This window comes from Burkholderia sp. ABCPW 111 (genome assembly GCF_000773065.1).
Taxonomy (GTDB): Bacteria; Pseudomonadota; Gammaproteobacteria; order Burkholderiales; family Burkholderiaceae; genus Burkholderia; species Burkholderia savannae.
Genome location: NZ_JPWT01000054.1, coordinates 47,263 through 69,856 on the forward strand (window position 1 = coordinate 47,263; position 22,594 = coordinate 69,856).

The following is a 22,594-nucleotide window of genomic DNA, read 5'->3' on the forward strand; positions in this document are numbered from 1 at the left end:
GGAAAGAATATGGAAATCGGACAATATCAACCGAACCTCGAAGGCGATGGCCTGCGTATCGGCATCGTTCAATCGCGCTTCAACGAACCCGTTTGCAACGGCCTCGCGGACGCGTGCGTCGAAGAGCTGGAGCGCCTCGGCGTCTCCGGCGAAGACGTGCTGCTCGTGACGGTTCCGGGCGCGCTCGAAATCCCGCTCGCGCTGCAAAAGCTCGCGGAAAGCAACCAGTTCGACGCGCTGATCGCGCTCGGCGCGGTGATCCGCGGCGAGACGTATCACTTCGAGCTCGTGTCGAACGAGAGCGGCGCAGGCATCACGCGCATCGCGCTCGACTTCAACACGCCGATCGCGAACGCCGTCCTCACGACCGAAACCGACGAGCAGGCGATCGCCCGGATGACCGAAAAGGGCCGCGACGCCGCGCGCGTCGCCATCGAGATGGCGAACCTCACGATGACGCTCGATCAACTGAGCGACGATGAAGACGAAGAGGACGAAGACGAGGACGACGAAGACGAAGAGGAGCGCGCATGAAGAAGAGCGCCCGCCGACAATCGCGCGAGCTGGCGACGCAGGGCCTGTATCAGTGGCTGCTGTCGAACGCGGCGCCGGGCGAGATCGACGCGCAATTGCGCGGCGCGCTGGGTTACGACAAGGCTGACAAGACGCTGCTCGACACGATCCTGCATGGCGTGATCCGCGAGCATGCGACGCTTGCCGAGGCAATCTCGCCGAATCTCGACCGTCCGATCGATCAGTTGTCGCCCGTCGAGCGCGCGGTGCTGCTGATCGCGACGTACGAGCTCACGCATCAGATCGAAACGCCGTACCGCGTGATCATCAACGAAGCCGTCGAGCTCGCGAAGACGTTCGGCGGCTCGGACGGCTACAAGTACGTGAACGGCGTGCTCGACAAGCTGGCCGTCAAGCTGCGCCCGGCCGAAACGCACGCGCGACGCGACGCGTAACCCCCTTCGCGGGCGCGCGGCGCGCGCCCGCTTTTCGCTCTTTCCGCACCGCTTTGATTCGACGATGAATACCGCTGCCGATTCGCTCCTGAGGCTTGCGTCGCGCGTCGACGCGATCGAGCCGTTCTACGTGATGGAAATCGTCAAGGAGGCCGCCGTTCTCGAGCGCGCCGGCCGCGACATCATTCACATGAGCATCGGCGAACCGGATTTCACCGCGCCGGAGCCCGTCGTCGAGGCGGCCGCCGCGGCGCTGCGCCGCGGCGTCACGCAATACACGAGTGCGCTCGGCATCGCGCCGCTGCGCGAGGCGATCGCCGCGCACTACGCGCGTGCGTACGGCCTGTCGATCGAGCCGGAACGGATCGTGGTGACGGCAGGCGCGTCGGCCGCGCTGCTGCTCGCGTGCCTCGCGCTCGTCGGGCGCGACGACGAAGTACTGATGCCCGATCCGTCTTACCCGTGCAATCGCCACTTCGTGGCGACGGCTGAAGGCCGCGCGGTGCTCGTGCCGAGCGGCCCCGAAGCCCGCTTCCAGCTGACCGCGAACGACGTGAAGACGCGCTGGGGCGAGCGCACGCGCGGCGTGCTGCTCGCGTCGCCGTCGAACCCGACGGGCACGTCGCTCGATCCGGCCGAGCTCGGCCGGATCGTCGACGCGGTGCGCGCACGCGGCGGCTTCACGATCGTCGACGAGATCTACCAGGGCCTGAGCTACGACGGCGCGCCCGTCTCCGCGCTGTCGTTCGGCGACGACGTCGTCACCGTCAACAGTTTCTCGAAATATTTCAACATGACGGGCTGGCGGCTCGGCTGGCTCGTCGTGCCGCCCGCGCTCGTCGGCACGTTCGAAAAGCTCGCGCAGAATCTGTTCATTTGCCCGTCGGCGCTCGCGCAGCACGCGGCGCTCGCGTGCTTCGAACCGGACACGCTCGACATCTACGAGGCGCGCCGCGCCGAATTCCAGCGCCGCCGCGACTTCATCGTGCCGGCGATCGAATCGCTCGGCTTCAAGGTGCCCGTGATGCCGGACGGCGCGTTCTACGTCTACGCGCAATGCGGCGGCGTCGCGCACCCTGCGGCGGGAAACAGCGCCGCGCTCGTGAACGCGATGCTACATGACGCGGGCGTGGTGCTCGTGCCGGGAATGGATTTCGGCGTCCATGCGCCGCGCGACTATATCCGGCTGTCCTATGCGACCGCGTACTCACGGCTCGAGGAGGCCGTCGAGCGTCTCGGCACGCTCTTCGGACGATAGAACGGGCGACGGCTGTGCGCTAACGCGCAACCTCATGCGCAAACCCGCCGCGCGCGTAGCGAGTCGATCGCGCCCGGCGTGCGCGGCAGGTCGCACGCTATTTATAGCGTGGCGCCCGCCTCTTTCGCTTTCGCGCTTCTTTATTTGTCGGTTTTCGCATCTGTCGTCGCGGCGTACGCTTCGGCCCGACTGTTCGACGCTTCGGAAGCTCGAAGCTTGAAAGTCGAAGACTTCGGACTCCGGCGCAATTCGCACGGCCGGCCACAGTCGCAACAAATCGCAACAATTCAGCGTCACTGCGCCACCACCGCGTCGCCTTCGGTTAGTTGCATTCATGACGCACCACCGTCGCCGCCCGCAAAGGCAAAAAGGCCGAGCCCCGCTCAACACAGGACCCGGCCTTTTCGATGATTCCCGATCTTCCACCCACTCGCGCTCGCGGCCGAAGCAACCTGCCGCTGCGGCGAATCCGCCGTTCGCGCGTCGTCAGGTGCCGAGCTCCGAAGCGGCGGCATCGTGCTTCGCCGCCGTGTCGACGCTCGCGTCGTCCTGCTGCGGCGCCTTCGGCGCGGTGGCTGACTTGATCGTCAGCGGGTGCGCGCCGTCGAGCGTCGTGCGCACGCGCTTTTGCGTCGCACCCGACGTCGACACGGTCGTGACCGTCACCGCGCCCTGCGCCGGCTGCTGCGACGCGTAGATCGACACCTTGCGGCCGCGCGCGACGTCGCGCAGCCGGTCGCGCTCGCCGACCACCTTCGCGCCGTAGCCGCCGTCGTCGGGCGTCGTCGCGCCGACGTACAGACGCAGCCCGCCCGCGAGCGAGCCGCCCCGCGCGATGCAGTCCTTCAGCACGAGCGCGCCAACCTGGATGTTGACGAGCGGCTGCAGCGCGGCATCGGTGCCGCCGAAATACTCGAACTTGTCCGAATGCACCTTCGACATCACCTGCATCAGGCCCTGGGCCCCGACGCCGCTTTCCGCATAAGGATTGAAGCCGGATTCGATCGCCATCACGGCGAGGATCAGCAGCGGGTCGAGCCCGACGTCGCGCCCCGTCTCGAACGCCGCCTTGACGAGCTGGCCGACGGGCTCCTGCGCGACACGATAGCGGCGCGCGAGGTACGTGGCGACGAGCGCCTGTTCGCGGTTCGACGCGAGCACGCGGTCGTCGCGCGCGTCGGCGGCGACTCGCTGCATCGGGATGAGCTTCGCGAGCGACACGGGCGACGGGCCGTTGCGCGCGGCGTCGAGGGTCGCGGCGGCGTCGACGGGCGAGGCCGTCGACGAGGGCGTTGCGTCCGCGCTGATCGATTCGCTTTCTTCGGCGTTCGCCGGGCCGAAAGCAGGCACCGGATGACCGGTGAGAAGCCGCGCCGGACCGGCCTGCACGGCCGCCGACACGAACGGCATGACTTTCGCTGCGAGCGTGCCGCGCACGTTGGGCAGCAGCCACAGCGCAAGCCCGATCGCTACCGCACAACAACCGACCACGCTGAATAGATGGTGACTGACACGCGTCCCGCGACGCAGCGCTGCGCGCAACAGCTGCGCATGCCGCTCACTGGGACGCCACGATAACCAAGCATTCATTCAGATCCTCCATGGACATGATTCATGCGGCTCGCTCGGCGCTCGAGACGAGACATGACGCGCTGCCGCGGAATCAAGACACCGAGCGTCTTGGTCGGACCGCATCGGTATCGGAGAAACGGTATAAGTACCGTTCAGAGCCACGTCGAAACAAGGCCTGCACTTGCGGCAGGCGGACGCGCGAGGCTCCTACGCAAAAAACCAGCGTCGACTGGGCGCTGGCTAGGACAACAAACAGACCGTCAGAAGGCCGTGCAGGTATCGGCGGACGGCGACGCGTTGCGTCTATAGGACCAAAGATTGAAGGTTCAACACTGGGGCCTGCAACCAATGTGAGCGGATTCTAGCAGGGTTTTATAGATCGTCAACACTATAGAAATACGATTTCATAACAAAAAGTAATGATTTGTTACGGGTCGGAATCGGGAGCCTCGTGCCGTCTGGCGTTCAGATCCGCCGCCATTTTTTGCGTTTTCATCGCTTGGCCGTCCGGCCGGGTAAAATCGGCGCTCGTTTCCGGGCGGACGCCGTGCCCGCCCCCCACCGCCGCCCGCCTGCCGCGCGCGGCCCGGACATCCTTCATGAAATACAAAGACTTACGCGATTTCATCCACAGCCTCGAACAGCGCGGCGAGTTACGGCGCGTCGCGCAACCCGTGTCGCCCGTGCTCGAAATGACCGAGCTCTGCGACCGCGTGCTGCGCGCGGGCGGCCCCGCGCTCCTGTTCGACGCGCCGACGGGCTACCGGTTTCCGGTGCTCGGCAACCTGTTCGGCACGCCGCGGCGCGTCGCGCTCGGCATGGGCGTCGACGCCGACGACGAAGCGGCGCTCGCGTCGCTGCGCGACATCGGCCGGCTGCTGTCCGCGCTCAAGGAGCCCGATCCGCCGAAGAGCCTGAAGGACGCGGGCAAGCTGCTGTCGCTCGCGAAGGCCGTGTGGGACATGGGCCCGAAGACGGTGTCCGCGCCGCCGTGCCAGGAAATCGTCTGGGAAGGCGCCGACGTCGACCTGCACAAGCTGCCGATCCAGACCTGCTGGCCGGGCGATGCCGGCCCGCTTCTCACGTGGGGCCTCACGGTCACGCGCGGGCCGAACAAGACGCGCCAGAATCTCGGCATCTACCGGCAGCAGCTGATCGGACGCAACAAACTGATCATGCGCTGGCTCGCGCATCGCGGCGGCGCGCTCGACTTTCGCGAATTCGCGCTCAAGCATCCCGGCCAGCCGTATCCGGTCGCCGTCGTGCTCGGCGCCGATCCGGCGACGACGCTCGGCGCCGTCACGCCCGTACCCGACACGTTGTCCGAATACCAGTTCGCCGGGCTCCTGCGCGGCGCGCGCACCGAGCTCGCGAAATGCCTGACGCCCGGCGTCGACACGCTGCAGGTGCCCGCGCGCGCCGAGATCGTGCTCGAAGGCTTCATCCATCCGCAGCAGGGCTCGCCCGCGGCGGCGCCCGAAGGCGCGCCGCCGCGCCCGGCCGCGGGCGCCGCGGCCGCCTACGAGCACGCGCTCGAAGGCCCGTACGGCGACCACACCGGCTACTACAACGAGCGGGAATGGTTTCCGGTCTTCACGGTCGAGCGGATCACGATGCGCCGCGACGCGATCTACCACTCGACCTACACCGGCAAGCCGCCCGACGAGCCGGCCGTGCTCGGCGTCGCGCTGAACGAGGTGTTCGTGCCGCTGTTGCAGAAGCAATTCGCCGAGATCACCGACTTCTATCTGCCGCCCGAAGGCTGCAGCTACCGAATGGCGATCGTCCAGATGAAGAAGAGCTACGCGGGCCACGCGAAGCGCGTGATGTTCGGCGTCTGGAGCTTCCTGCGGCAGTTCATGTATACGAAGTTCATCGTCGTCGTCGACGAGGACGTGAACGTGCGCGACTGGAAGGAAGTGATCTGGGCGATCACGACGCGCGTCGATCCGGCGCGCGACACCGTGCTCGTCGAGAACACGCCGATCGACTATCTCGATTTCGCGTCGCCCGTCGCGGGCCTCGGCTCGAAGATGGGACTCGACGCGACCAACAAGTGGCCGGGCGAAACGCAGCGCGAATGGGGCCGGCCGATCGAGATGGACGCCGCCGTGAAGGCGCGCGTCGATCGCCTGTGGACCGAAATCGGCCTGTCGTGAGCCGGCGCGCCTCCAATCTTCGATAACGACACACCCCATGATGAGCTTCGCGCCCACGTCGATGTTGTCCGACGGCTTTTTCCTGTCGCTTTCCCTTTGCCTCGACATCGGCATCGCGAACGTCGCGATGTTGTCGCTCACGCTGTCGCACGGATTCAAGCAGGGCTTCTGGCTCGGCATCGGCTCGTGCATCGGCGATCTCGTCTATGCGGCGCTCGCGCTCGCCGGGATGGCCGTGCTGCTGCAGTTCGAGGCAGTGCGCTGGGCCGTATGGCTCGGCGGCGGCGCGGTGCTGCTCGTCCTCACATGGAAGATGGCGCGCGAGGCGCTCCTTCCCGCGCCGGCGCCCGCCACCGGCGGCAACGACACGCCCGCCGCGCCCGTTCAAGCGAGCACCTGGCGCCATTTCGCGCGCGGCATGTTGCTCGCGATGTCGTCGCCGTCGGCGATCCTGTGGTTCGCGGCGGTCGGCGGCGCGCTGATCGCGAAGGCCGGCGCGACGACGCCCTCGACGGCATCCATATTCCTGTCGGGCTTCTTCCTCGGCGGGCTCGCGTGGACGCTCTTTCTCTGCACGCTCGCGAGCCAGGGCCGCAAGCGCGCGGGCGCGGGACTGATGCGCGCGTGCCACGTCGTGTCCGCGCTGCTCTTCGCGTATTTCTCGTACAGCGTGATCGTCGGCGGCTATCGCGACCTGATCCTGAACGCGGCGGCTTGACACCCGCCTCGCCAGCCTCGCCAGCCTCGCCCGCGAGGCGGCGCACGGCGATCCGCGCGCCCCTTTCGCGCGCCCCTTTCACGCGCGTCGGCCTCTCGCGCCGAGCCGCCACCGACACCGACACGGCCACCGCGATCAAGAACCAAGCCGCTTCGCGGCCGTCCGCTCGGCGTCCATCGGAGGCATCCGTGCCGAGCGGCATCGCATCGCCGACCGAATCGACCTGCCGCGCAGGATGCCGCTCGCACACGCACGCCCGCCGACGAGCGACGACACCGCACCGCCGGTCGATCATCGCGCCCGCCAGCATCGCATGCACGCCCGTCGCGTGCGCGCGAACGTTTCAGGCAACGGGCGGCGCACCGCCGCCGCCCATCCCCCCGCTCACCCGCGCAGGAACTCGCCGTAGCGCGCCAGATCGACGTTGCCGCCGCTCACGATCACGCCGATGCGCTTGCCCGCGACGGGCAGCACGCCGTCGAGCACCGCGGCCGCGCCGAGGCAGCCCGTCGGCTCGACGACCACCTTCATCCGCTGCGCGAAGAATCGCATCGTGTCGATCAATTGCGCGTCGCTGACCGTGACGACCTGCTTGACGAGCCTCTGGATGATCGGAAAGTTGTACGCGCCGACGTGCGTCGACGCCGCGCCGTCCGCGATCGTCCGCGGCGCGGGGATGTGCACGACCTCGCCGCGCGCGAGCGACTGCTGCGCGTCGTTGCCCGCTTCCGGCTCGACGCCGATCACCGCGCAGCCGGCCGCGAGCGCGGCGGCCGACAGCGCGCTGCCCGCGAGCAGCCCGCCGCCGCCGAGCGGCGCGACGAGCAGGTCGAGCTCGCCGACTTCGTCGATCAGTTCCTTCGCGGCCGTCCCCTGCCCCGCGATCACGTGCGGATGGTCGTACGGCGGCACGAGCGTCATCCCGCGCTCCTGCGCGAGCCGCGCGCCGATCTCCTCGCGGTTTTCGGTGTAGCGATCGTAGGTGATGACTTCGCCGCCGTAGCCTTTCGTCGCCGCGACCTTCGCGGCGGGCGCGTCGTGCGGCATCACGATCGTCGCGCGGATACCCGCGAGGCGCGCGGCGAGCGCGATCGCCTGCGCGTGGTTGCCGGACGAATACGTGAGCACGCCCGCGCGGCGCTGCTCGGCGTCGAAGTGCGAGATCGCGTTGTACGCGCCGCGGAACTTGAACGCGCCCATCCGCTGGAAGTTCTCGCACTTGAAGAAGATCGTCGCGCCGGTGTGCGCGTCGGCGGTGCTCGACGTGAGGACGGGCGTGCGATGCGCGACGCCGGCAAGCCTGGCGGCTGCGTCGGTCACGTCGGCGAAGGTCGGGAGAACGAGATCGGAGGCGGATTGAACAGGCATGGCGGCGAGAGCGAAAAACGCATCGTTGGACGAGGGAACAATCATTGTCCCAGCTTCGCTCGACTCGCGCAGCAGCCCGAAAGGAAAACGGCGCGGCACGAACCTTCGCCGTGCCGCGCCGTGGCATCAGGCGCGCCGCCGGCCGGGCGGCGCGTCGACGTCAGTTATCAGCGACGCCAGTACGGACGGCCGTAGTAGCCGTGATGACGCCAGTACGGGCGGCCGTAGCCGTAGTAGCCGCCGCCGACCACGACGGCGGGCGGCCCGTAGTACACGGGCGCCGGCGCGTAGACGACGGGCGGCGGGGGCGGCGCGTAATAAACGGGCGGCGGCGCGGCATAGACCGGGTAAGCCGGCGCGATCGGCACCCCGATGCCGACACCGATCGACACGTGCGCCTGCACGGCGGCCGCAGCCCCGAGGCCCAGTGCTGCGACGGCGATCAACGGAATGAGCTTTTTCACTTTGGTTCTCCTGGCGGCGGGCTTCGGTGCCCGCCACATCAACAGCGACGGCATGCTTGCCGCATGAGACGAATGTAGCGAAATCCGGGATCGCGAGCCACGCCCATTTGTTGCAAATTGCAATTGCACAAAGCCTCGCGGCGCGGCGATGCGCGAAATCGGACGCCGCCGCGCGGGTGCGATCCGGCGGCAATTCGGCGGATGGCGGGAAGTCGCCGAACGCGCCGCTCGGCGGGCCCCGCCGCCCGTCCGGCGAACGGTAATGAACGATTACAAATTAGAGACAGCTTGTGGACGGCGCGAGACGGACGACTCCGCCCCTCGTTCCGTCCCCTAAAGCGAGCCGCCTTGGGGCCAGAGCGAACGCCGTCGCGACCGAATACGCGATACTGACGGTTTGCCGCAGATTACGGATCGCCGCCATGTCCTTGTCCGCCACGCCCCGCATCGGCTTCATCGGCGCGGGCCGCCTTGCCCGCTGCGTCGCCCGCCGCTTCGCGCGCGCCGGGTACGCCGTCACCGCGATCGCGAGCCGTTCGAACGCGTCGGCCGCGGCGCTCGCCGCGCAGATCGACGCCGATCTCGCCGTGCGCGTCGCCGCCGCTGCCGCCGCAGCCGCACCCGCCGGCCACGACGGCCATCGCGCAAGCGCGACGCCCAACGCGCGCTGCGCGGCGGCCGATTCGCCGCAGGCTGTCGTCGACGCCGCCGACCTCGTCTTCATCACCGCGCCCGACGACGCGCTCGGCCGAATCGCCGCCGAGCTGCGCTTCTCGCCGGCGCGCGCGGGCGCTCAGGCGCTCGTCCACTGCAGCGGCGCGTCGAGCGTCGAGCTGCTCGCGCCCGCACGCGCGCAGGGCGCGGCGACGGGCGGCTTCCATCCGCTCTATCTGTTCGGCGGCGGCGACGCCGATCTCGCGCGGATCGACGGCTGCTCGGTGACGATCGAGGCCGACGGCGCGCTGAAGGACGCGCTCGTCGCGCTCGCGGCCGCGCTCGGCTGCCATCCGCTGTCGATCCCGGCGGGCGGCCGGATGCTCTATCACGCGGCCGCCAACTACGCGGCGAGCTTCGCGCTTTGCAATCTCGCCGAATGCGTCGAGCTGTGGCGCTCGCTCGGCTTCGCCGAGGGCGACGCGCTGCGCGCACTGCTGCCGATGCTCGCCGGCACGATCGAAACGGCGCGCGACAAGGGGCTCGCGAACGCGCTCGCGGGGCCCGTGTCGCGCGGCGACGTCGGTATCGTGGAGCGGCAGCTCGCGCTCCTCGAATCGCTCGGCGGCGACCACGCGACGCTCTATGCCCTCAACACCCGTCGCGCGGTCGCGCTCGCGCGCAAGCGCGCGTCGCCGCCCCCGTCGCTCGACGCGCTCGAGCAAGCCGTCGACGCATCGCTCGCACGTTCGCTCGACCTCGCACGCCCCGCCCGCGGCGAGCCGTGATAAGGTGACGCCCGATGCGCGCCGCCCACGGGCGGCGACGGCACGCTACCCGACTGGCCTGGATAACGAAAAGGATTCAAAGATGTTCGGCGAGATCGCCCGCTTTCTGCTCAATACCGTCTTCACGCTGTTCGGCGCCGCGCTGATCCTGCGCGTCTGGCTGCAGGCCGTGCGCGTGCCGCCGTACAACCCCGTCACGCAGGCCGTGCTGCAGGCCACGAACTGGATCGTGCTGCCGCTGCGGCATATCGTCCCGGGCGTGCGCGGCGTCGACTGGGCGAGCATCGCCGCAGCCGTCGTCACGTCGCTCGTCTACGTCGCGCTGATGGTGACGATGGCGGGCGTCGACGCGCTGTCGATCATCCCGACGATCCTCATCGTCGCGCTGCTGACCGTCGTGAAGTGGGCGCTCAATCTCATGCTGTGGCTGACGATCCTGATGGCGCTGCTGTCGTGGCTGAATCCGCGCTCGCCCGCGATGGCGATCCTGTATCAGCTGACGGCGCCGTTCCTGAACCCGCTGCGCCGGCTGATCCCGCATCTCGGCGGCATCGACCTGTCGCCGATCCTGCTGTTCGTGATCGTCCAGGTGCTGATCATGGTCGTCACGCGCGCGGCGGTGTCGCTCACGCTGTTCGGAATCTGACGCGCTATCCCTTCGGCGAATCAGCGGCGGCCGGCGCGCCGTCGCCGAGATTGTCGATCACGCCGAAGCGCGCGGGAATCGTCGCGTAGCACACGCGCACCTTCTCGCGCGACACGCGCTCGACGAGCCGCTGCGCCTCTTCGGCCGTGACGATGAATTCGATCTCGATCGCAAGCGAGCCCTGCAGCTCGAAGAAGCGGTCCTCGTGCAGCACCCGGTGCTGGCCGAACCCGGCCATCGCGCGAAACGCGGAGCCGCCCCCGATGCCCATCCGGTTCGCCTCCTCGAGCAGCCACTCCCAGAGCGGCTTCCAGTGCAGCCGGTGATTCTCGTGTACGTAAAAACGCAGGAAGATCGCGTCCATAGCCGTCTCCGCCGGCGCCGGTCAGGCCGGCGCGAGCCACGCCCGCGCGGTCCACATGCCGAGCCCCGTCAATGTGAACGAACCTATCAAGTGTAGGGCAGCCACGGCGAGCGCCCAGCCGAACTCGCCCTGAGCCGCGTGCGTCATCACTTCGACCGAGTACGTCGAGAACGTCGTGAGCCCGCCCATGAAGCCCGTGATCACGAAGAGCCGCCATTCGGGCGGCAGCCCCGCCCGCGTCGTGAACGCGACGACCGCGAGGCCGACCAGATAACCGCCGATCAGGTTGGATGCGAGCGTGCCGAGCGGCACGTCGGGGAAGATCGCGTTGAGAGCGAGGCTCAGGAACCAGCGCAGCAGCGCGCCGAGCCCGGCGCCGACGAAGATCGCGACGATCGAATAGAACAAGGCCATACCTCATGATTGACGGGGAAGATCCGCGCGCGGCCCGTGCGGCCCATGCGGCAAGGGCCACGCATCCCGCGCCGCATCGGCGGCGCGTGACGCCGGACGCGCCCGCATCGGCCGCGCACGCTCAACTTTATGCGGATTGCGGGATGTCCGGCAATCGGTCGACGCGCGCGATATCGGCCGCCCCCCCGAATGCGCCCGCGGTTTCGCTCGCCGGCCGCATCGGCGGCACCGCTTCGACCGTTCGTCATCGTCATGAAAAAATCCCGAATAAAACTTCCGTTCGTTCTATTTTCGAAGCGTCAAATAAAACGCAATCGAAAAACCAATAGATCAACCATTCGGATTATCAAGAAACTCTCCCCTGGGTTACTCCGGATATCGTACGGCCCGCTCCAGCGCATTCCCCGCCGCTTGACGATCGCCCGCCACCGCCAATCTCCCGAGCCGTCCGATCGATTCGAAAAGAACAACGATCCCCATCCTCTGAATATCGAAATGGGCTCGGGGAATTCCCTCAATTCTCTCATTCCTATACAAAAAAAATCTTCCGCCCCGTAGAATTCAAACAGACCACTCCATTTATTGATATGGAGAATTCAACATGAAAAACAAACCCTTGCTGTCCGTCCTGATGGCGGCCGCATGCATTCAGGCATTCGCGACGTCGGCCGCGCTCGCGCAAGGCGACGGCCATTCGCCCTCGTACGTCGAAGGCACCCGCGTGCCGAAAGGCTACGCGCGACCGCCGTTCCACACGAATCCGACGCGCTTCTCGACCACCGGCGTCGCAGGCCTCGCGCCCGCCGCCGTGCGGCACGCATACGGCTTCGATTCGATCGCGAATCAGGGCGACGGCATGGTGGTCGCGATCGTCGACGCCTACGACGATCCGAGGATCGAATCCGATCTCGGCGTGTTCAGCAAGAACTTCTCGCTGCCGCCGTGCACGACGCTGAACGGCTGCTTCAAGAAGATCTACGCGAGCGGCGGCAAGCCGCGCGCCGACGCAGGCTGGTCGCTCGAAATGTCGCTCGACGTCGAATGGGTGCACGCGATCGCGCCGAAAGCGAAAATCGTGCTCGTCGAGGCGGCGTCGAACAGCCTCAACGACCTGATGACCGCGGTCGACGCCGCGGTCGGCGCCGGCGCATCCGTCGTCTCGATGAGCTTCGGCGGCAGCGAGTTCAGCGGGGAGACGGGCTTCGACGGCCACTTCAGCTCGCCGCAGCGCGTCACGTTCGTCGCATCGTCCGGCGACAGCGGCAACGGCACCGAATATCCGGCCGTGTCGCCGTACGTCGTCGCGGTCGGCGGCACGACGCTGTCCGCCGACGCGTCCGGCAACTACATCGGCGAAACCGCGTGGAGCGGCAGCGGCGGCGGCGTCGGCACGTACGAGCCGGAGCCGTCCGGACAGGCGCTGTGGCCGATTCCGTACGCGGGCAGCCGCGGCGTGCCCGACGTCGCCTACAACGCGAATCCGAGCTCGGGCTTCGCGGTGTACGACTCGGTGACCTACCAAGGGCAGTCGGGATGGTTCGTCGTCGGCGGCACGAGCGCGGGCGCGCCCCAATGGGCGGCGCTCTTCGCGATCGCGAACTCGATGCGCGCCGCCGCCGGCAAAGCGAAGCTCGCCGGCTCGTACAACCTGCTCTACACGGCCGGCAAGTCCGCGTACGGCAGCGACTATCACGACGTGACGTCGGGCTCCAATGGCACCTGCGGGATGGTTTGCACCGCGAGCGGCGGCTACGACTACGTGACGGGATTGGGCTCGCCGCGCGCGCTCGACCTGGTTCAAGGGCTCGTCGCGCAACCGTGACGGGCGCGCGGCGGCGCGGGCGGCCGCTCGTCAGTCTCGCCGCCACGCGGCATCGAGCGCGCGCAGCGTCTCGAGCGCGCCGCCCGGCAGTCCGATCACGTCGGCTCGCCGCGCATGCGCTTCGCGAAGATTGATTCGGATCACGTCGTCGCCGATTCGCTCGCTGAAGAAGCGCACCGTCGGCACCGCCGTCCCGGCCCCGACTTCGACCACCACCACGCGCCCCGCGCGCGCGAGCCAGTCGCGCAACGCATCGTGCTGCGCGTCGTAGCGCGCGCCGAGCCATTCGGCATCGTCGAACATCAGGATGTTCGGCCGCGCGATCCCGCCGCAATGCGCACACGTGGGGACATCGCCGACGAGACTGCACGCGGGCTCGTCGACGACGGGCACGAACGACGCGGCGCTCCAGGTGTGCGCCGAGCACGGGCGCAGACACTGCATCGCATGGATCGAGCCGTGGATCTCGACGATCCGCACGGCATCGAAGCCCGCTTTCTGAAAGTGGCCGTCGACGTTGCTCGTGAACACGAATGCGCCGTTGCGCATTGCCCCGGCCCAGCGCCGCAGGATGCCGAATCCCTCGTGCGGGACGACCGCGCGATACATCGCGAGCCGATGGCCGTAGAAGCCCCATGCGAGGCGCGGCCGCTCGCGAAACGCGCGCGGCGACGCGATCTCGTGAAACGCATAGCCGACATGGCCGAGCGCCGGATAGGCGCGCCACAGTCCTTCCGCGCCGCGAAAATCCGGCAGCCCGGAATCGATGCCGATGCCGGCGCCCGCCGCGACGAGCAGCGCGTCGGCGCCGGACAGCGCGCGTACGGCCGCGTCGACGCGCTCGGGGGCGATGCGCGCCGCGGCGTCGGATGCGTCGGGCGATGTGCCAAAGGATGCGCGGCGTGAGTCGGACATGGCTCGGAATCGTCGATCGAAGTCGGCACGATCATACGCCCGCGCGGCGCGCGCTCAGAAGCGTTTTCGACACCGAGCGATCATGGCGCGCGCGCTGTCGGCCGACGCGCGGCCGCCGGCTCGGTCGCTCCGCGATCCCCTTCACTTCGCCGCCGCACTCGCGCGCTGCAGCGCCGGCGCGCCTCGCAGCAGCTCGACGATGAAGGCTGAAGGCCATCGACGTCGACGTTCCCCGCCGGGGCCGCTCGACGTGCGCATCGAGCAAACGGTGATTGGCGCGAACTTCGTCGACACCGACTTTCGCAGCGGCCCGTACCCGGTCGCGTCGCTGCCCGCGGTGCTCGGCTTCGAAGGCGCGGGCGTCGTCGAGGCGGCGGGCGGCGAGGTCACGCGCCTGCGGCCGGGCTCGCTTGCGCACGCGAACGATCCGGAGTTGTACGCGCGCGGCGCGAGCGATCTGCTCGATGCGCTCGTCGACGGAATGGTCGCGCCGATCGGCGCGCGCTATGCGCTGACCGATGCGGCGCGCGCACGCGGAGCTCAAGGCGGGGAAGACAACGGGAAGCGTGATGTTGACCGTGTGACGCGGACGATGACGACGCGCGACGCTCGCGCGCGTCGTGCGTCGTGCGTCGTGCGTCGTGCGTCGTGCGTCGTGCGTCGTGCGTCGTGCGTCGCGCGTCGTGCGTCGTGCGTCGTGCGGGCTCGCGAATATCCTTTCCATGCGCGCTGCCCGCTCGTCCGACGATGCCGGCGACGCGTACAACAACGCATCAGGATGCCCGTCGAGCGGCGGCAGCAGCAGCGGGCAGCGGCGTATGCATCGAACGGAGGCCAGGCACCGGCTTCCGCCATCGGCAAACCAGGCCCATTGCCATCCCCGCTTCAAACCCTGTAGAATCACGCGTTCTGCGGGCGTCGTATAATGGCCATTACCTCAGCTTCCCAAGCTGATGACGTGGGTTCGATTCCCATCGCCCGCTCCACTTTCCCGGCCGTGGATGCCATCCGCCGCCGAAGCACGCGAAGCCGCCTCGTCGAAGGCGGCTTTTTCGTATTTCGTACGCAGTATCGGGCGGCCCGTCGAACGCGACGCCGTCGCGCGCCGCGGCGCCACGCCCGCCACTCGCCTTTCATTGTCACGATGACTCACGACGACCCGAACGCCCCCGGCGTGCCGCACGACGACGCCAACGACGCAGCCTCCGCACCGGCCATCGACGCCGCGCCGGCAGCCGGCAACGCCGACGACGAATCGAACCCGCTCCATCTCCGCCGCATCCGCAGCTTCGTCACGCGCGCCGGCCGCGTGTCGACGGGCCAGCGCCGCGCGCTCGACGAGCTCGGTCCGCGCTTCGTCGTCCCGTACGGCAGCACGCAGCCGGACTGGGACGCGATCTTCGGCCGCCGCGCGCCGCGCGTGCTCGAGATCGGCTTCGGGATGGGCACGTCGACGGCCGAGATCGCCGCGCTTCGCCCGGGCGACGACTTCATCGGCGTCGAGGTGCACGAGCCCGGCGTCGGCGCGCTGCTGAAGTTGATCGGCGAGCAGCAATTGACGAACATCCGGATCATTCAGCACGACGCGGTCGAAGTGCTCGAGCACATGATCGCGCCCGGCAGCCTCGACGGCGCGCACATCTTCTTCCCGGACCCATGGCACAAGGCGCGCCACCACAAGCGCCGGCTGATCCAGCCGCCGTTCGTCGCGCAGCTCGCGGCGCGGCTCAAGCCGGGCGCGTACCTGCACTGCGCGACCGACTGGCAGAACTACGCGGAGCAGATGCTCAAGGTGCTCGGCGCCGAGCCGACGCTCGAGAACACCGCGCAAGACTATGCGCCCCGCCCCGACTATCGTCCGGTGACGAAGTTCGAGCGCCGCGGGCTGCGGCTCGGGCACGGCGTGTGGGATCTGGTGTTCCGGAAGCGCGCGGGCTGACGCGCGACTCGCGCGCGGCGCAGACCGGGGAAAGAGAATCCGGTCGATTGAACGTCCAATACGGTCGCCGCGCGTCGCGGCGACCGCACGGCTCGGCGGCGATGGCGGCTCGCTCGCCGCCGCCGTCAAACTCGTCGACTACCCGGGCGAAAATTCAGAACCGCGGCCTCAGCTCCACTCGACCCAGCCGCTATAGCCGACGAGCAGCACGAACAGCCCGAATGCGATCCGGTACCACGCGAATGCGGTGAAATCGTGCGACGCGACGTAGCGCAGCAGCCAGCGCACGCACGCGAACGCGCTGACGAACGCGGCGACGAGGCCGATCGAAAAGAGGCCGATCGAATCGACGCTGAACGCGCGCCAATCCTTCGCGGTTTCGTACAGCGTCGCGCCGAAAATCACCGGGATCGCGAGAAAGAACGAGAATTCGGTCGCGACGCGCCGCTCGAGCCCGAACAGCATCCCGCCGATGATCGTCGAGCCGGACCGCGACATCCCCGGAATCAGCGCGAAGCATTGCGCGAGGCCGACCTTCAGCGCGTCGAGCGGCGTCAGCTCGTCGATCGACTGCACGCGCGCCGGCGCGCCTCGCTCGCGCTGCCGGGCTTCGACCCACAGGATCGCCGCGCCGCCGACGACGAGCGCGACCGCAACGGGCACGGGCGCGAACAGCACCGATTTGATCGTTTTCTCGAACAGGAGCGCGAGCGCGATCGCCGGCAGCGTCGCGATCACGACGTTCATCGTGAACCGCCTGGCTTCGCGCTGCGCCGGCAGGCCGGTCACGACGTCGACGATCCGGCGGCGGTATTCCCAGCACACCGCGAGAATCGCGCCGAACTGGATCACGACGTCGAAGGTCTTCGCCTGCTCGGGATGAAAGCGCAGAAAGCTGCCTGCGACGATCAAATGGCCGGTGCTCGACACCGGCAGGAATTCGGTCAGTCCCTCGACGATGCCAAGCGCCAGCGCTTTGCAAATCAGTATCCAGTCCATCCGTGGCCCGTTTCCAAAGTGAATCAACCGAGGCCACGGAACCGCCGCGGCCGATCCGGCCGCGCGCGGCGCGACGTCACTTCTCGACGATCGCCACGCGTATGCCGTTTGTAAGAATTGTGATTGTACCGGGTTCGTAATTCACGCCGGCAAATTGCAATTGTTCCGGCTTGAACGTGTAGATCGGATAGTTGGTCAGCAATTGGGTCGCGAGCAGGCCAGCCGCCGCGCTGATCTGCTGCGTATAGAGTTGCGCGTCGCCGTCGACGCTCACGCTGTCGACGGCGGGCGCCTTCAGCACGACCGAGCGGCTCGGCGCGTCGTACGCGAGCTGGCCCGACACGGTGAACTTGCCGTTGACGGGCTCGCGCAGGAACGGGGTCCCGAAGCGCGCGTCGAGCCGCACCGCGACGCGGTTCCGGTCGGGCAGCAGCCCGACGACCGGATTCGCGAGCGCGACGTCGATCACCTGCGCGACCGTCTTCTGATACGGGAACTTGCGGGCGACCGCGCGCTGCACGTCGCCTTGCGAGAACGTGTAGTGATCGGGAATGAACGGGAACGTCGACGCGCACGCGGCAAGCGACACGGTGACGCCCGCCGCCGCGCACGCGGCGATCAGGAAGCGGCGCCGGTCGGGCGCGCTCGTCTGGGTCATGCGGAATCTCCTGCTGAGGCAAGCGGCGCGGCCGGCCGCGTATCGGCTTCGAGGCGGGCGAGCCATGCGAGCGCGTCGGCGCGCGACGCGCCGCACATCTCGTCGCTCGGCTTGAGGCCCGAGCAGCACGCGGGCCGCTCCGGCCGGCCGAAGATCGCGCAGCGCTCGCCGTCGGCGAGTTGCGCGCAGCGCACGCCGGCCGGCTTGCCGCTCGGCATGCCGGGAATCGGGCTCGAGATCGACGGCGCGATGCAGCACGCGCCGCAGCCTTCGCGGCACGCGTGCGCGGGCGCCTTCCCCGACATCACGGCAACTTCGCCAATCATCACATCAAACATCCCATAACAAGCCGCAACCGCCGCAAAATGCGGGATCGCGGGCCCGCGTCGAACGAAAGCCGTATTGTGCCATCCGCCGCTGCGACGTTATTACACAATTCAATGAAAGCGCCGATTTATATACTGACCGGCGTCACAGAGCACGATTCGAGCTTCCAGCATGACGCCGCCGATCCCGTCCGAAGCGCTGTTTCGACCCGACTTGCTCGCCAAATACACGGCGAACGGCCCTCGTTACACGTCCTACCCCACCGCGTTGCAGTTCCGCGAAGATTTCGATCCCGCCGACTACATCCGCGCGGCGGCCGATCCGGGCGCATCGGCAAGCGATCTGTCGCTCTATTTCCACATCCCGTTCTGCGCGGCCGCGTGCTTCTACTGCGGCTGCAACAAGATCGCGACCCGCAACCGCAAGCGCGCGCGGCCCTATCTCGATCAGCTGACGCACGAGATCGCGCTGCAGGCGGCGCTCTTCGACCCCGAGCGGACCGTCACGCAACTCCATTGGGGCGGCGGCACGCCGACCTTCCTGTCGAACGCCGAGACGGCCGAGCTGATGGCGGCGACCCGCGAATACTTCACGCTCGCGTCGGACCGCACGGGCGAATTCTCGATCGAGATCGACCCGCGCACCGCGTCGCCCGCGACGATCGTTCATCTGCGCACGATCGGCTTCAACCGCGTGAGCCTCGGCGTGCAGGACTTCGATCCCGACGTGCAGCGCGCGATCAACCGCGTGCAGCCGCTCAAGATGACGTCGGACCTCGTTCGCGCGGCGCGCGCGACGGGCTACCACTCGGTCAGCGTCGATCTCATCTACGGGCTGCCGCACCAGACGGTGTCGAGCTTCGCACGCACGCTCGACACGATCGTCGAGCTCGAGCCCGACCGGCTCTCCGTGTTCGGCTACGCGCACATGCCGCATCTGTTCAAGATGCAGCGGCAGATCGACGCCGCCGCGCTGCCGCCGCCCGCGACGCGGATCGCGCTCCTCGGCCTCGCGATCGAGCGGCTCACTCGCGCGGGCTACGCGTACATCGGCATGGACCATTTCGCGCGGCCGGGCGACGAGCTCGTCCGCGCGCAGCGCAACGGCACGCTGCAGCGCAATTTCCAGGGCTACAGCACGCGCGCGGACGCCGATCTGGTCGGCATCGGCGCGTCGTCGATCGGCAAGGTCGGCGACGTCTACGCGCAGAACGCGAAGCATCTGCCGCGCTACGGCGCGGCCCTCGCCGACCAGCGCCTGCCGATCGCGCGCGGCGTGAGGCTGTCCGCGAACGACCGGCTGCGGCGCGACGTGATCTCGCACCTGATGTGCAACCTCGTGCTGCCGTTCTCGCATTTCGAGGCGGCGTACGGCGTGCGCTTCGCGAACAAATTCTCGCGCGAGCTCGACACGCTGCGCGGCTTCGAGCGCGACGGCCTGCTGTCGATCGGCGGCGATCGTCTGACGATTCATCCGGCGGGACGCCTCTACGTGCGCAACATCGCGATGGTGTTCGACGCATACCTGTCGGGCGCGTCCGAAAACCGTTATTCGAAGACGGTCTGAGCGCGGCGCGCGCTCGGCCCGCGTTGTTGATAAAGTGACGGTTTCATCGCACTCCGTTTTGACGCACGATGCGCACCACGCAAGCGACCCGCGCGGTCGAACGCCTGAAAGCCCGCGCCGGCAACCCGCAGTATTCGGCGGTCGGCATGCCGGGCGGCCTCTTCTACCTCGTCGACCGGGCAAGCGGCGCCGCCGAGAAGCTCTGCGCGCCGCTGCCGCTCGAGGATTTCGTCGCGTTCGTCGACGGCCTCGGCCCGAAGAAGCCGCGCAAGGCGAGCAAGCTCGACGTCGCCTTCGAGCAGCAGATCAAGAACAGCAAGCGCTAGCCGGTTTCGGGCTGCAGGCGTTCTGAAGGCAAGACCTCAACCCCGTTTGGTACAATTCGAAAGTTCTTCGTCCCCTCGCTGACGGCCGTCCAGGCCCGCATGACACCATGAATATCGAAAAAGCGCGTTTCAACATGATCGAACAGCAGATCCGCCCTTGGGACGTACTGGATCACGACGTCTTGAGCTTGCTGTCGGTCGTCAAGCGTGAAAACTTCGTGCCGGCCGCGTACCGCGAGCTGGCGTTCACCGACATCGAGCTGCCGTTGCCGAACGGCCAGAAGATGCTGTTCCCGCGCGTCGAGGCCCGCATCCTGCAGGAGCTCGCGGTGAAGAAGCACGAGAACGTGCTCGAGATCGGCGCGGGCTCCGGCTACATGGCGGCGCTCCTCGGCGCGCGCGGCCAGCGCGTGACGACGGTCGAGATCGATCCGGAGCTCGCGCAGTTCGCCGAGGAAAACTTGAAGAAGAACGGCGTGACGAACGTCGAAGTCGCGCTCGGCGACGGCTCGCGCGGCTGGCCCGCGAAAGCGCCGTACGACGTGATCTGCGTGTCGGGCGGCCTGCCCGTCGTCCCGCAGGAGCTGCTCGAGCAACTGAAGGTGGGCGGCCGCCTCGCCGCGTTCGTCGGCGGCCGGCCGGTGATGGAGGCGCAGATCATCACGCGCATCGACGAGAAGCAATACCGCGTCGCCGATGTGTTCGAGACCTACGTCGAGCACCTCGTCAACGCGATCGAGCCGTCGCGCTTCAAGTTCTGAGGCAGCGCGTGCCGATGCAGATCCTGACCGCTTCCGCCCTCGCCGAATGGCTGCGCGACCCGGCGCGCCCGGCGCCTGTCGTGCTCGACGTGCGCGAGCCGTGGGAGATCGCGACCGCGAAGATCGACGGCAGCGTATCGATCCCGATGCAGCAGATCCCCGCGCGCAGCGAGGAGCTCGACGACGAGGCGGAGATCGTCTGCATGTGCCATCACGGCATGCGCAGCGCGCAAGTCGCGATGTTCCTCGAATCGCGCGGCTTCACGAAGCTCTACAACCTGCAAGGCGGGATCGACGCGTGGTCGCGCGACGTCGATCCGTCGGTGCCGCGCTACTGAGCGCGCATCGCGGCGGCGCGCGCGATGCGCGCCGCTTCGCCCGAGCGTCCCGCCCGCTTCCCGTCCCGCCTACTCCGTTTCCTTCAGCGCTTGCGCGACGATCGAGAACAGCTCGACGATCTGCGCCTCCTCCACGATGAGCGGCGGCGAGAACGCCAGGATATCGCCCGTGTAGCGGATCATCGCGCCCTTCTGGAAGCATTTGACGAAGACTTCGTACGCGCGCGCGCCCGGCTTGCCGTCGCGCGGCTTCAGCTCGACGCCGCCGACCAGGCCGAGATTGCGCACGTCGATCACGTGGCGCGCGTCCTTCAGCTGGTGGATCTCGCGCTCGAAGGTCGGCGCGATCTGCGCGGCGCGCGTGAGCAGCCCGTCGCGCTCGTAGAGATCGATCGTCGCGACGGCCGCCGCGGCCGCGAGCGGGTGCCCCGAATACGTGTAGCCGTGGAACAGCTCGATGCCGGCGGGCGCGCCGTTCACGATCGCGTCGTGAATCGCGCCGCTCGCGGCCACCGCGCCCATCGGCACGGCCGCGTTGTTCGTGCCCTTCGCCATCGTCAGCAGATCGGGCGTCACGCCGAAGAACTGCGATGCGAACGGCGCGCCGAGCCGCCCCCAGCCGGTGATCACTTCGTCGAAGATCAGCAGGATGCCGTGCTTGTCGCACAATTCGCGCAGCCGCTCGAGATAGCCCTGCGGCGGAATCAGCACGCCCGTCGAGCCCGCGACCGGCTCGACGATCACGGCGGCGATCGTCGACGCGTCGTGCAGCGCGACGAGCCGCTCCAGTTCGTCCGCGAGATGCGCGCCCCACGCGGGCTGCCCCTTCGAGAACGCGGCCTCCTTCAGGTTCAGCGTGTGCGGCAGATGATCGACGGACGGCAGCAACGCCCCGGAGTACGCCTTGCGGTTCGGCGCGATGCCGCCCACCGAGATGCCGCCGAAGCCGACGCCGTGATAGCCGCGCTCGCGTCCGATGAAGCGCGTGCGCTCGCCTTCGCCGCGCGCGCGGTGATACGCGAGCGCGATCTTCAGCGCGGTGTCGACCGCCTCCGAGCCCGAATTCGTGAAGAAGATGTGCTTCAGGTCGCCCGGCGTGTGGCGCGCGATCTTCGTCGCCGCTTCGAACGCCTTCGGGTGTCCCATCTGGAACGTCGGCGCGAAATCCATCTCCTCGGCCTGCGCCTTCACCGCGGCGACGATCTCGTCGCGCCCGTGCCCCGCGTTCACGCACCAGAGGCCCGCGGTGCCGTCGAGAATCCGGCGGCCGTCGTGCGACGTGTAGTACATCCCCTTCGCCGCGACGAGCAGGCGCGGCGCTTCCTTGAATTGCCGGTTCGCGGTGAACGGCATCCAGAACGCGGATAGGTCGGGGGTCTTCGAAACGTGTTCGGCCATGGAGGCTCCTCGGAGATCGATCGAACGATGCCTGGAATACGTCTTGATGCGCGCTGACGGGCGCGGCGCCCGAGCGCCGCACCGCGGGGAATTCGCATTGAGAGTGTAAGCACGCGGCACGCGATGCACAACCATGCAGCATGCGCGCGCCCGGCGCTGCACCGCGACGGAC

General features: G+C 68.2%; 24 protein-coding genes, 1 tRNA gene and 1 pseudogene. 16 read left to right on the top strand and 10 right to left on the bottom strand.

What is annotated here, in order from left to right:
- Nucleotides 1-9: 9 nt before the first annotated feature.
- The 3 genes from ribH (at nt 10) to X946_RS08330 (ending at nt 2,226) form a co-directional block, all read left to right on the top strand.
- Complete coding sequence (ribH, locus tag X946_RS08320) at nt 10-534, top strand: 6,7-dimethyl-8-ribityllumazine synthase (RefSeq protein ID WP_038745751.1); 525 nt, start codon at nt 10-12, stop codon at nt 532-534.
- A complete protein-coding gene (nusB, locus tag X946_RS08325) occupies nt 531-968 on the top strand; it encodes a transcription antitermination factor NusB (protein ID WP_038745753.1) in 438 nt (145 codons plus the stop codon). The genes ribH and nusB overlap by 4 nt, the downstream gene beginning before the upstream one ends.
- 64 nt (nt 969-1,032) lie before the next feature.
- A complete protein-coding gene (locus X946_RS08330; RefSeq protein WP_038745755.1) occupies nt 1,033-2,226 on the top strand; it encodes a pyridoxal phosphate-dependent aminotransferase in 1,194 nt (397 codons plus the stop codon).
- Nucleotides 2,227-2,712: 486 nt separating this feature from the next.
- Here X946_RS08330 and X946_RS08335 read toward each other — a convergent pair whose 3' ends face one another.
- On the bottom strand, nt 2,713-3,816 hold the full coding sequence (locus X946_RS08335) for a lytic transglycosylase domain-containing protein (protein ID WP_038745757.1): 1,104 nt from the start codon (nt 3,814-3,816) through the stop codon (nt 2,713-2,715).
- Nucleotides 3,817-4,397: 581 nt separating this feature from the next.
- On the opposite strand from X946_RS08335, the gene X946_RS08340 reads away from it, so the two are divergent.
- Both X946_RS08340 and X946_RS08345 read left to right on the top strand, forming a co-directional pair.
- The gene (locus tag X946_RS08340; RefSeq protein ID WP_038745759.1) at nt 4,398-5,957 is read left to right on the top strand and encodes a UbiD family decarboxylase; all 1,560 of its coding nucleotides are present in this window, start codon (nt 4,398-4,400) and stop codon (nt 5,955-5,957) included.
- Between the two features lie 37 nt (nt 5,958-5,994).
- On the top strand, nt 5,995-6,675 hold the full coding sequence (locus tag X946_RS08345; RefSeq protein ID WP_186448569.1) for a LysE family translocator: 681 nt from the start codon (nt 5,995-5,997) through the stop codon (nt 6,673-6,675).
- Nucleotides 6,676-7,059: 384 nt separating this feature from the next.
- Here the strand turns inward: X946_RS08345 and X946_RS08350 are convergent, their stop codons facing one another.
- Both X946_RS08350 and X946_RS08355 read right to left on the bottom strand, forming a co-directional pair.
- Nucleotides 7,060-8,043 carry a threo-3-hydroxy-L-aspartate ammonia-lyase gene (locus X946_RS08350; protein ID WP_038745761.1) on the bottom strand — a complete coding sequence of 328 codons (984 nt, stop codon included), beginning with the start codon at nt 8,041-8,043 and terminating at the stop codon, nt 7,060-7,062.
- A gap of 167 nt (nt 8,044-8,210) precedes the next feature.
- Nucleotides 8,211-8,507, bottom strand: a complete 297-nt coding sequence (locus X946_RS08355) for a hypothetical protein (RefSeq protein ID WP_038745832.1) — start codon at nt 8,505-8,507, stop codon at nt 8,211-8,213.
- Nucleotides 8,508-8,929: 422 nt separating this feature from the next.
- On the opposite strand from X946_RS08355, the gene X946_RS08360 reads away from it, so the two are divergent.
- Nucleotides 8,930-9,949 carry a Rossmann-like and DUF2520 domain-containing protein gene (locus X946_RS08360; protein ID WP_038745763.1) on the top strand — a complete coding sequence of 340 codons (1,020 nt, stop codon included), beginning with the start codon at nt 8,930-8,932 and terminating at the stop codon, nt 9,947-9,949.
- An 82-nt stretch (nt 9,950-10,031) separates the two neighbouring features.
- Nucleotides 10,032-10,595 carry a YggT family protein gene (locus X946_RS08365; protein WP_038745765.1) on the top strand — a complete coding sequence of 188 codons (564 nt, stop codon included), beginning with the start codon at nt 10,032-10,034 and terminating at the stop codon, nt 10,593-10,595.
- A gap of 4 nt (nt 10,596-10,599) precedes the next feature.
- On the opposite strand, the gene X946_RS08370 is transcribed toward X946_RS08365, so the two are convergent.
- Entirely contained in the window at nt 10,600-10,959 is a 360-nt protein-coding gene (locus X946_RS08370) for a DUF190 domain-containing protein (protein WP_038745767.1), read from the bottom strand.
- A gap of 21 nt (nt 10,960-10,980) precedes the next feature.
- Nucleotides 10,981-11,367 (bottom strand): fluoride efflux transporter CrcB, encoded by a 387-nt coding sequence (gene crcB / locus X946_RS08375; RefSeq protein WP_038745834.1) that lies wholly within the window; start codon nt 11,365-11,367, stop codon nt 10,981-10,983.
- An 11-nt stretch (nt 11,368-11,378) separates the two neighbouring features.
- Between crcB and X946_RS33480 the strand changes: the two genes are divergently transcribed.
- Nucleotides 11,379-11,702 (top strand): hypothetical protein, encoded by a 324-nt coding sequence (locus X946_RS33480; RefSeq protein ID WP_145986737.1) that lies wholly within the window; start codon nt 11,379-11,381, stop codon nt 11,700-11,702.
- Nucleotides 11,703-11,974: 272 nt separating this feature from the next.
- Nucleotides 11,975-13,195: a S53 family peptidase gene (locus tag X946_RS08380; RefSeq protein ID WP_038745769.1), complete on the top strand. Its 1,221-nt coding sequence runs from the start codon at nt 11,975-11,977 to the stop codon at nt 13,193-13,195.
- 30 nt (nt 13,196-13,225) lie between these two features.
- On the opposite strand, the pseudogene X946_RS08385 reads toward X946_RS08380, so the two are convergent.
- Nucleotides 13,226-14,368 (bottom strand): annotated as a pseudogene (locus tag X946_RS08385) (SIR2 family NAD-dependent protein deacylase).
- On the opposite strand from X946_RS08385, the gene X946_RS36660 reads away from it, so the two are divergent.
- From X946_RS36660 to trmB, 3 genes are all read left to right on the top strand, one after another.
- Entirely contained in the window at nt 14,310-15,008 is a 699-nt protein-coding gene (locus X946_RS36660; protein ID WP_326929476.1) for an alcohol dehydrogenase catalytic domain-containing protein, read from the top strand. The pseudogene X946_RS08385 and the gene X946_RS36660 overlap by 59 nt on opposite strands.
- 13 nt (nt 15,009-15,021) lie before the next feature.
- Nucleotides 15,022-15,096: transfer RNA gene (locus X946_RS08395), tRNA-Gly, on the top strand.
- Nucleotides 15,097-15,254: 158 nt separating this feature from the next.
- Nucleotides 15,255-16,049 (top strand): tRNA (guanosine(46)-N7)-methyltransferase TrmB, encoded by a 795-nt coding sequence (gene trmB / locus X946_RS08400; RefSeq protein WP_038745773.1) that lies wholly within the window; start codon nt 15,255-15,257, stop codon nt 16,047-16,049.
- A gap of 168 nt (nt 16,050-16,217) precedes the next feature.
- On the opposite strand, the gene X946_RS08405 is transcribed toward trmB, so the two are convergent.
- The 3 genes from X946_RS08405 to X946_RS08415 form a co-directional block, all read right to left on the bottom strand.
- Nucleotides 16,218-17,048, bottom strand: coding sequence for an undecaprenyl-diphosphate phosphatase (locus X946_RS08405; RefSeq protein ID WP_038745774.1), 831 nt, complete (start codon nt 17,046-17,048; stop codon nt 16,218-16,220).
- A 76-nt stretch (nt 17,049-17,124) separates the two neighbouring features.
- The gene (locus X946_RS08410) at nt 17,125-17,706 is read right to left on the bottom strand and encodes a DUF1439 domain-containing protein (protein ID WP_038745775.1); all 582 of its coding nucleotides are present in this window, start codon (nt 17,704-17,706) and stop codon (nt 17,125-17,127) included.
- The gene (locus X946_RS08415; protein ID WP_038745838.1) at nt 17,703-18,032 is read right to left on the bottom strand and encodes a YkgJ family cysteine cluster protein; all 330 of its coding nucleotides are present in this window, start codon (nt 18,030-18,032) and stop codon (nt 17,703-17,705) included. The genes X946_RS08410 and X946_RS08415 overlap by 4 nt, the downstream gene beginning before the upstream one ends.
- Nucleotides 18,033-18,204: 172 nt before the next feature.
- Here X946_RS08415 and hemN point away from each other — a divergent pair, with 172 nt between their 5' ends.
- From hemN to X946_RS08435, 4 genes are all read left to right on the top strand, one after another.
- Complete coding sequence (gene hemN / locus X946_RS08420) at nt 18,205-19,599, top strand: oxygen-independent coproporphyrinogen III oxidase (RefSeq protein ID WP_038745776.1); 1,395 nt, start codon at nt 18,205-18,207, stop codon at nt 19,597-19,599.
- Nucleotides 19,600-19,667: 68 nt separating this feature from the next.
- Nucleotides 19,668-19,925, top strand: a complete 258-nt coding sequence (locus X946_RS08425) for a hypothetical protein (RefSeq protein ID WP_038745780.1) — start codon at nt 19,668-19,670, stop codon at nt 19,923-19,925.
- A 107-nt stretch (nt 19,926-20,032) separates the two neighbouring features.
- Nucleotides 20,033-20,686 carry a protein-L-isoaspartate O-methyltransferase family protein gene (locus X946_RS08430; RefSeq protein WP_038745782.1) on the top strand — a complete coding sequence of 218 codons (654 nt, stop codon included), beginning with the start codon at nt 20,033-20,035 and terminating at the stop codon, nt 20,684-20,686.
- A 14-nt stretch (nt 20,687-20,700) separates the two neighbouring features.
- Nucleotides 20,701-21,024, top strand: coding sequence for a rhodanese-like domain-containing protein (locus tag X946_RS08435; RefSeq protein ID WP_038745784.1), 324 nt, complete (start codon nt 20,701-20,703; stop codon nt 21,022-21,024).
- 69 nt (nt 21,025-21,093) lie between these two features.
- Here X946_RS08435 and X946_RS08440 read toward each other — a convergent pair whose 3' ends face one another.
- Nucleotides 21,094-22,422, bottom strand: coding sequence for an aspartate aminotransferase family protein (locus X946_RS08440; RefSeq protein ID WP_038745786.1), 1,329 nt, complete (start codon nt 22,420-22,422; stop codon nt 21,094-21,096).
- Nucleotides 22,423-22,594 lie beyond the last annotated feature (172 nt).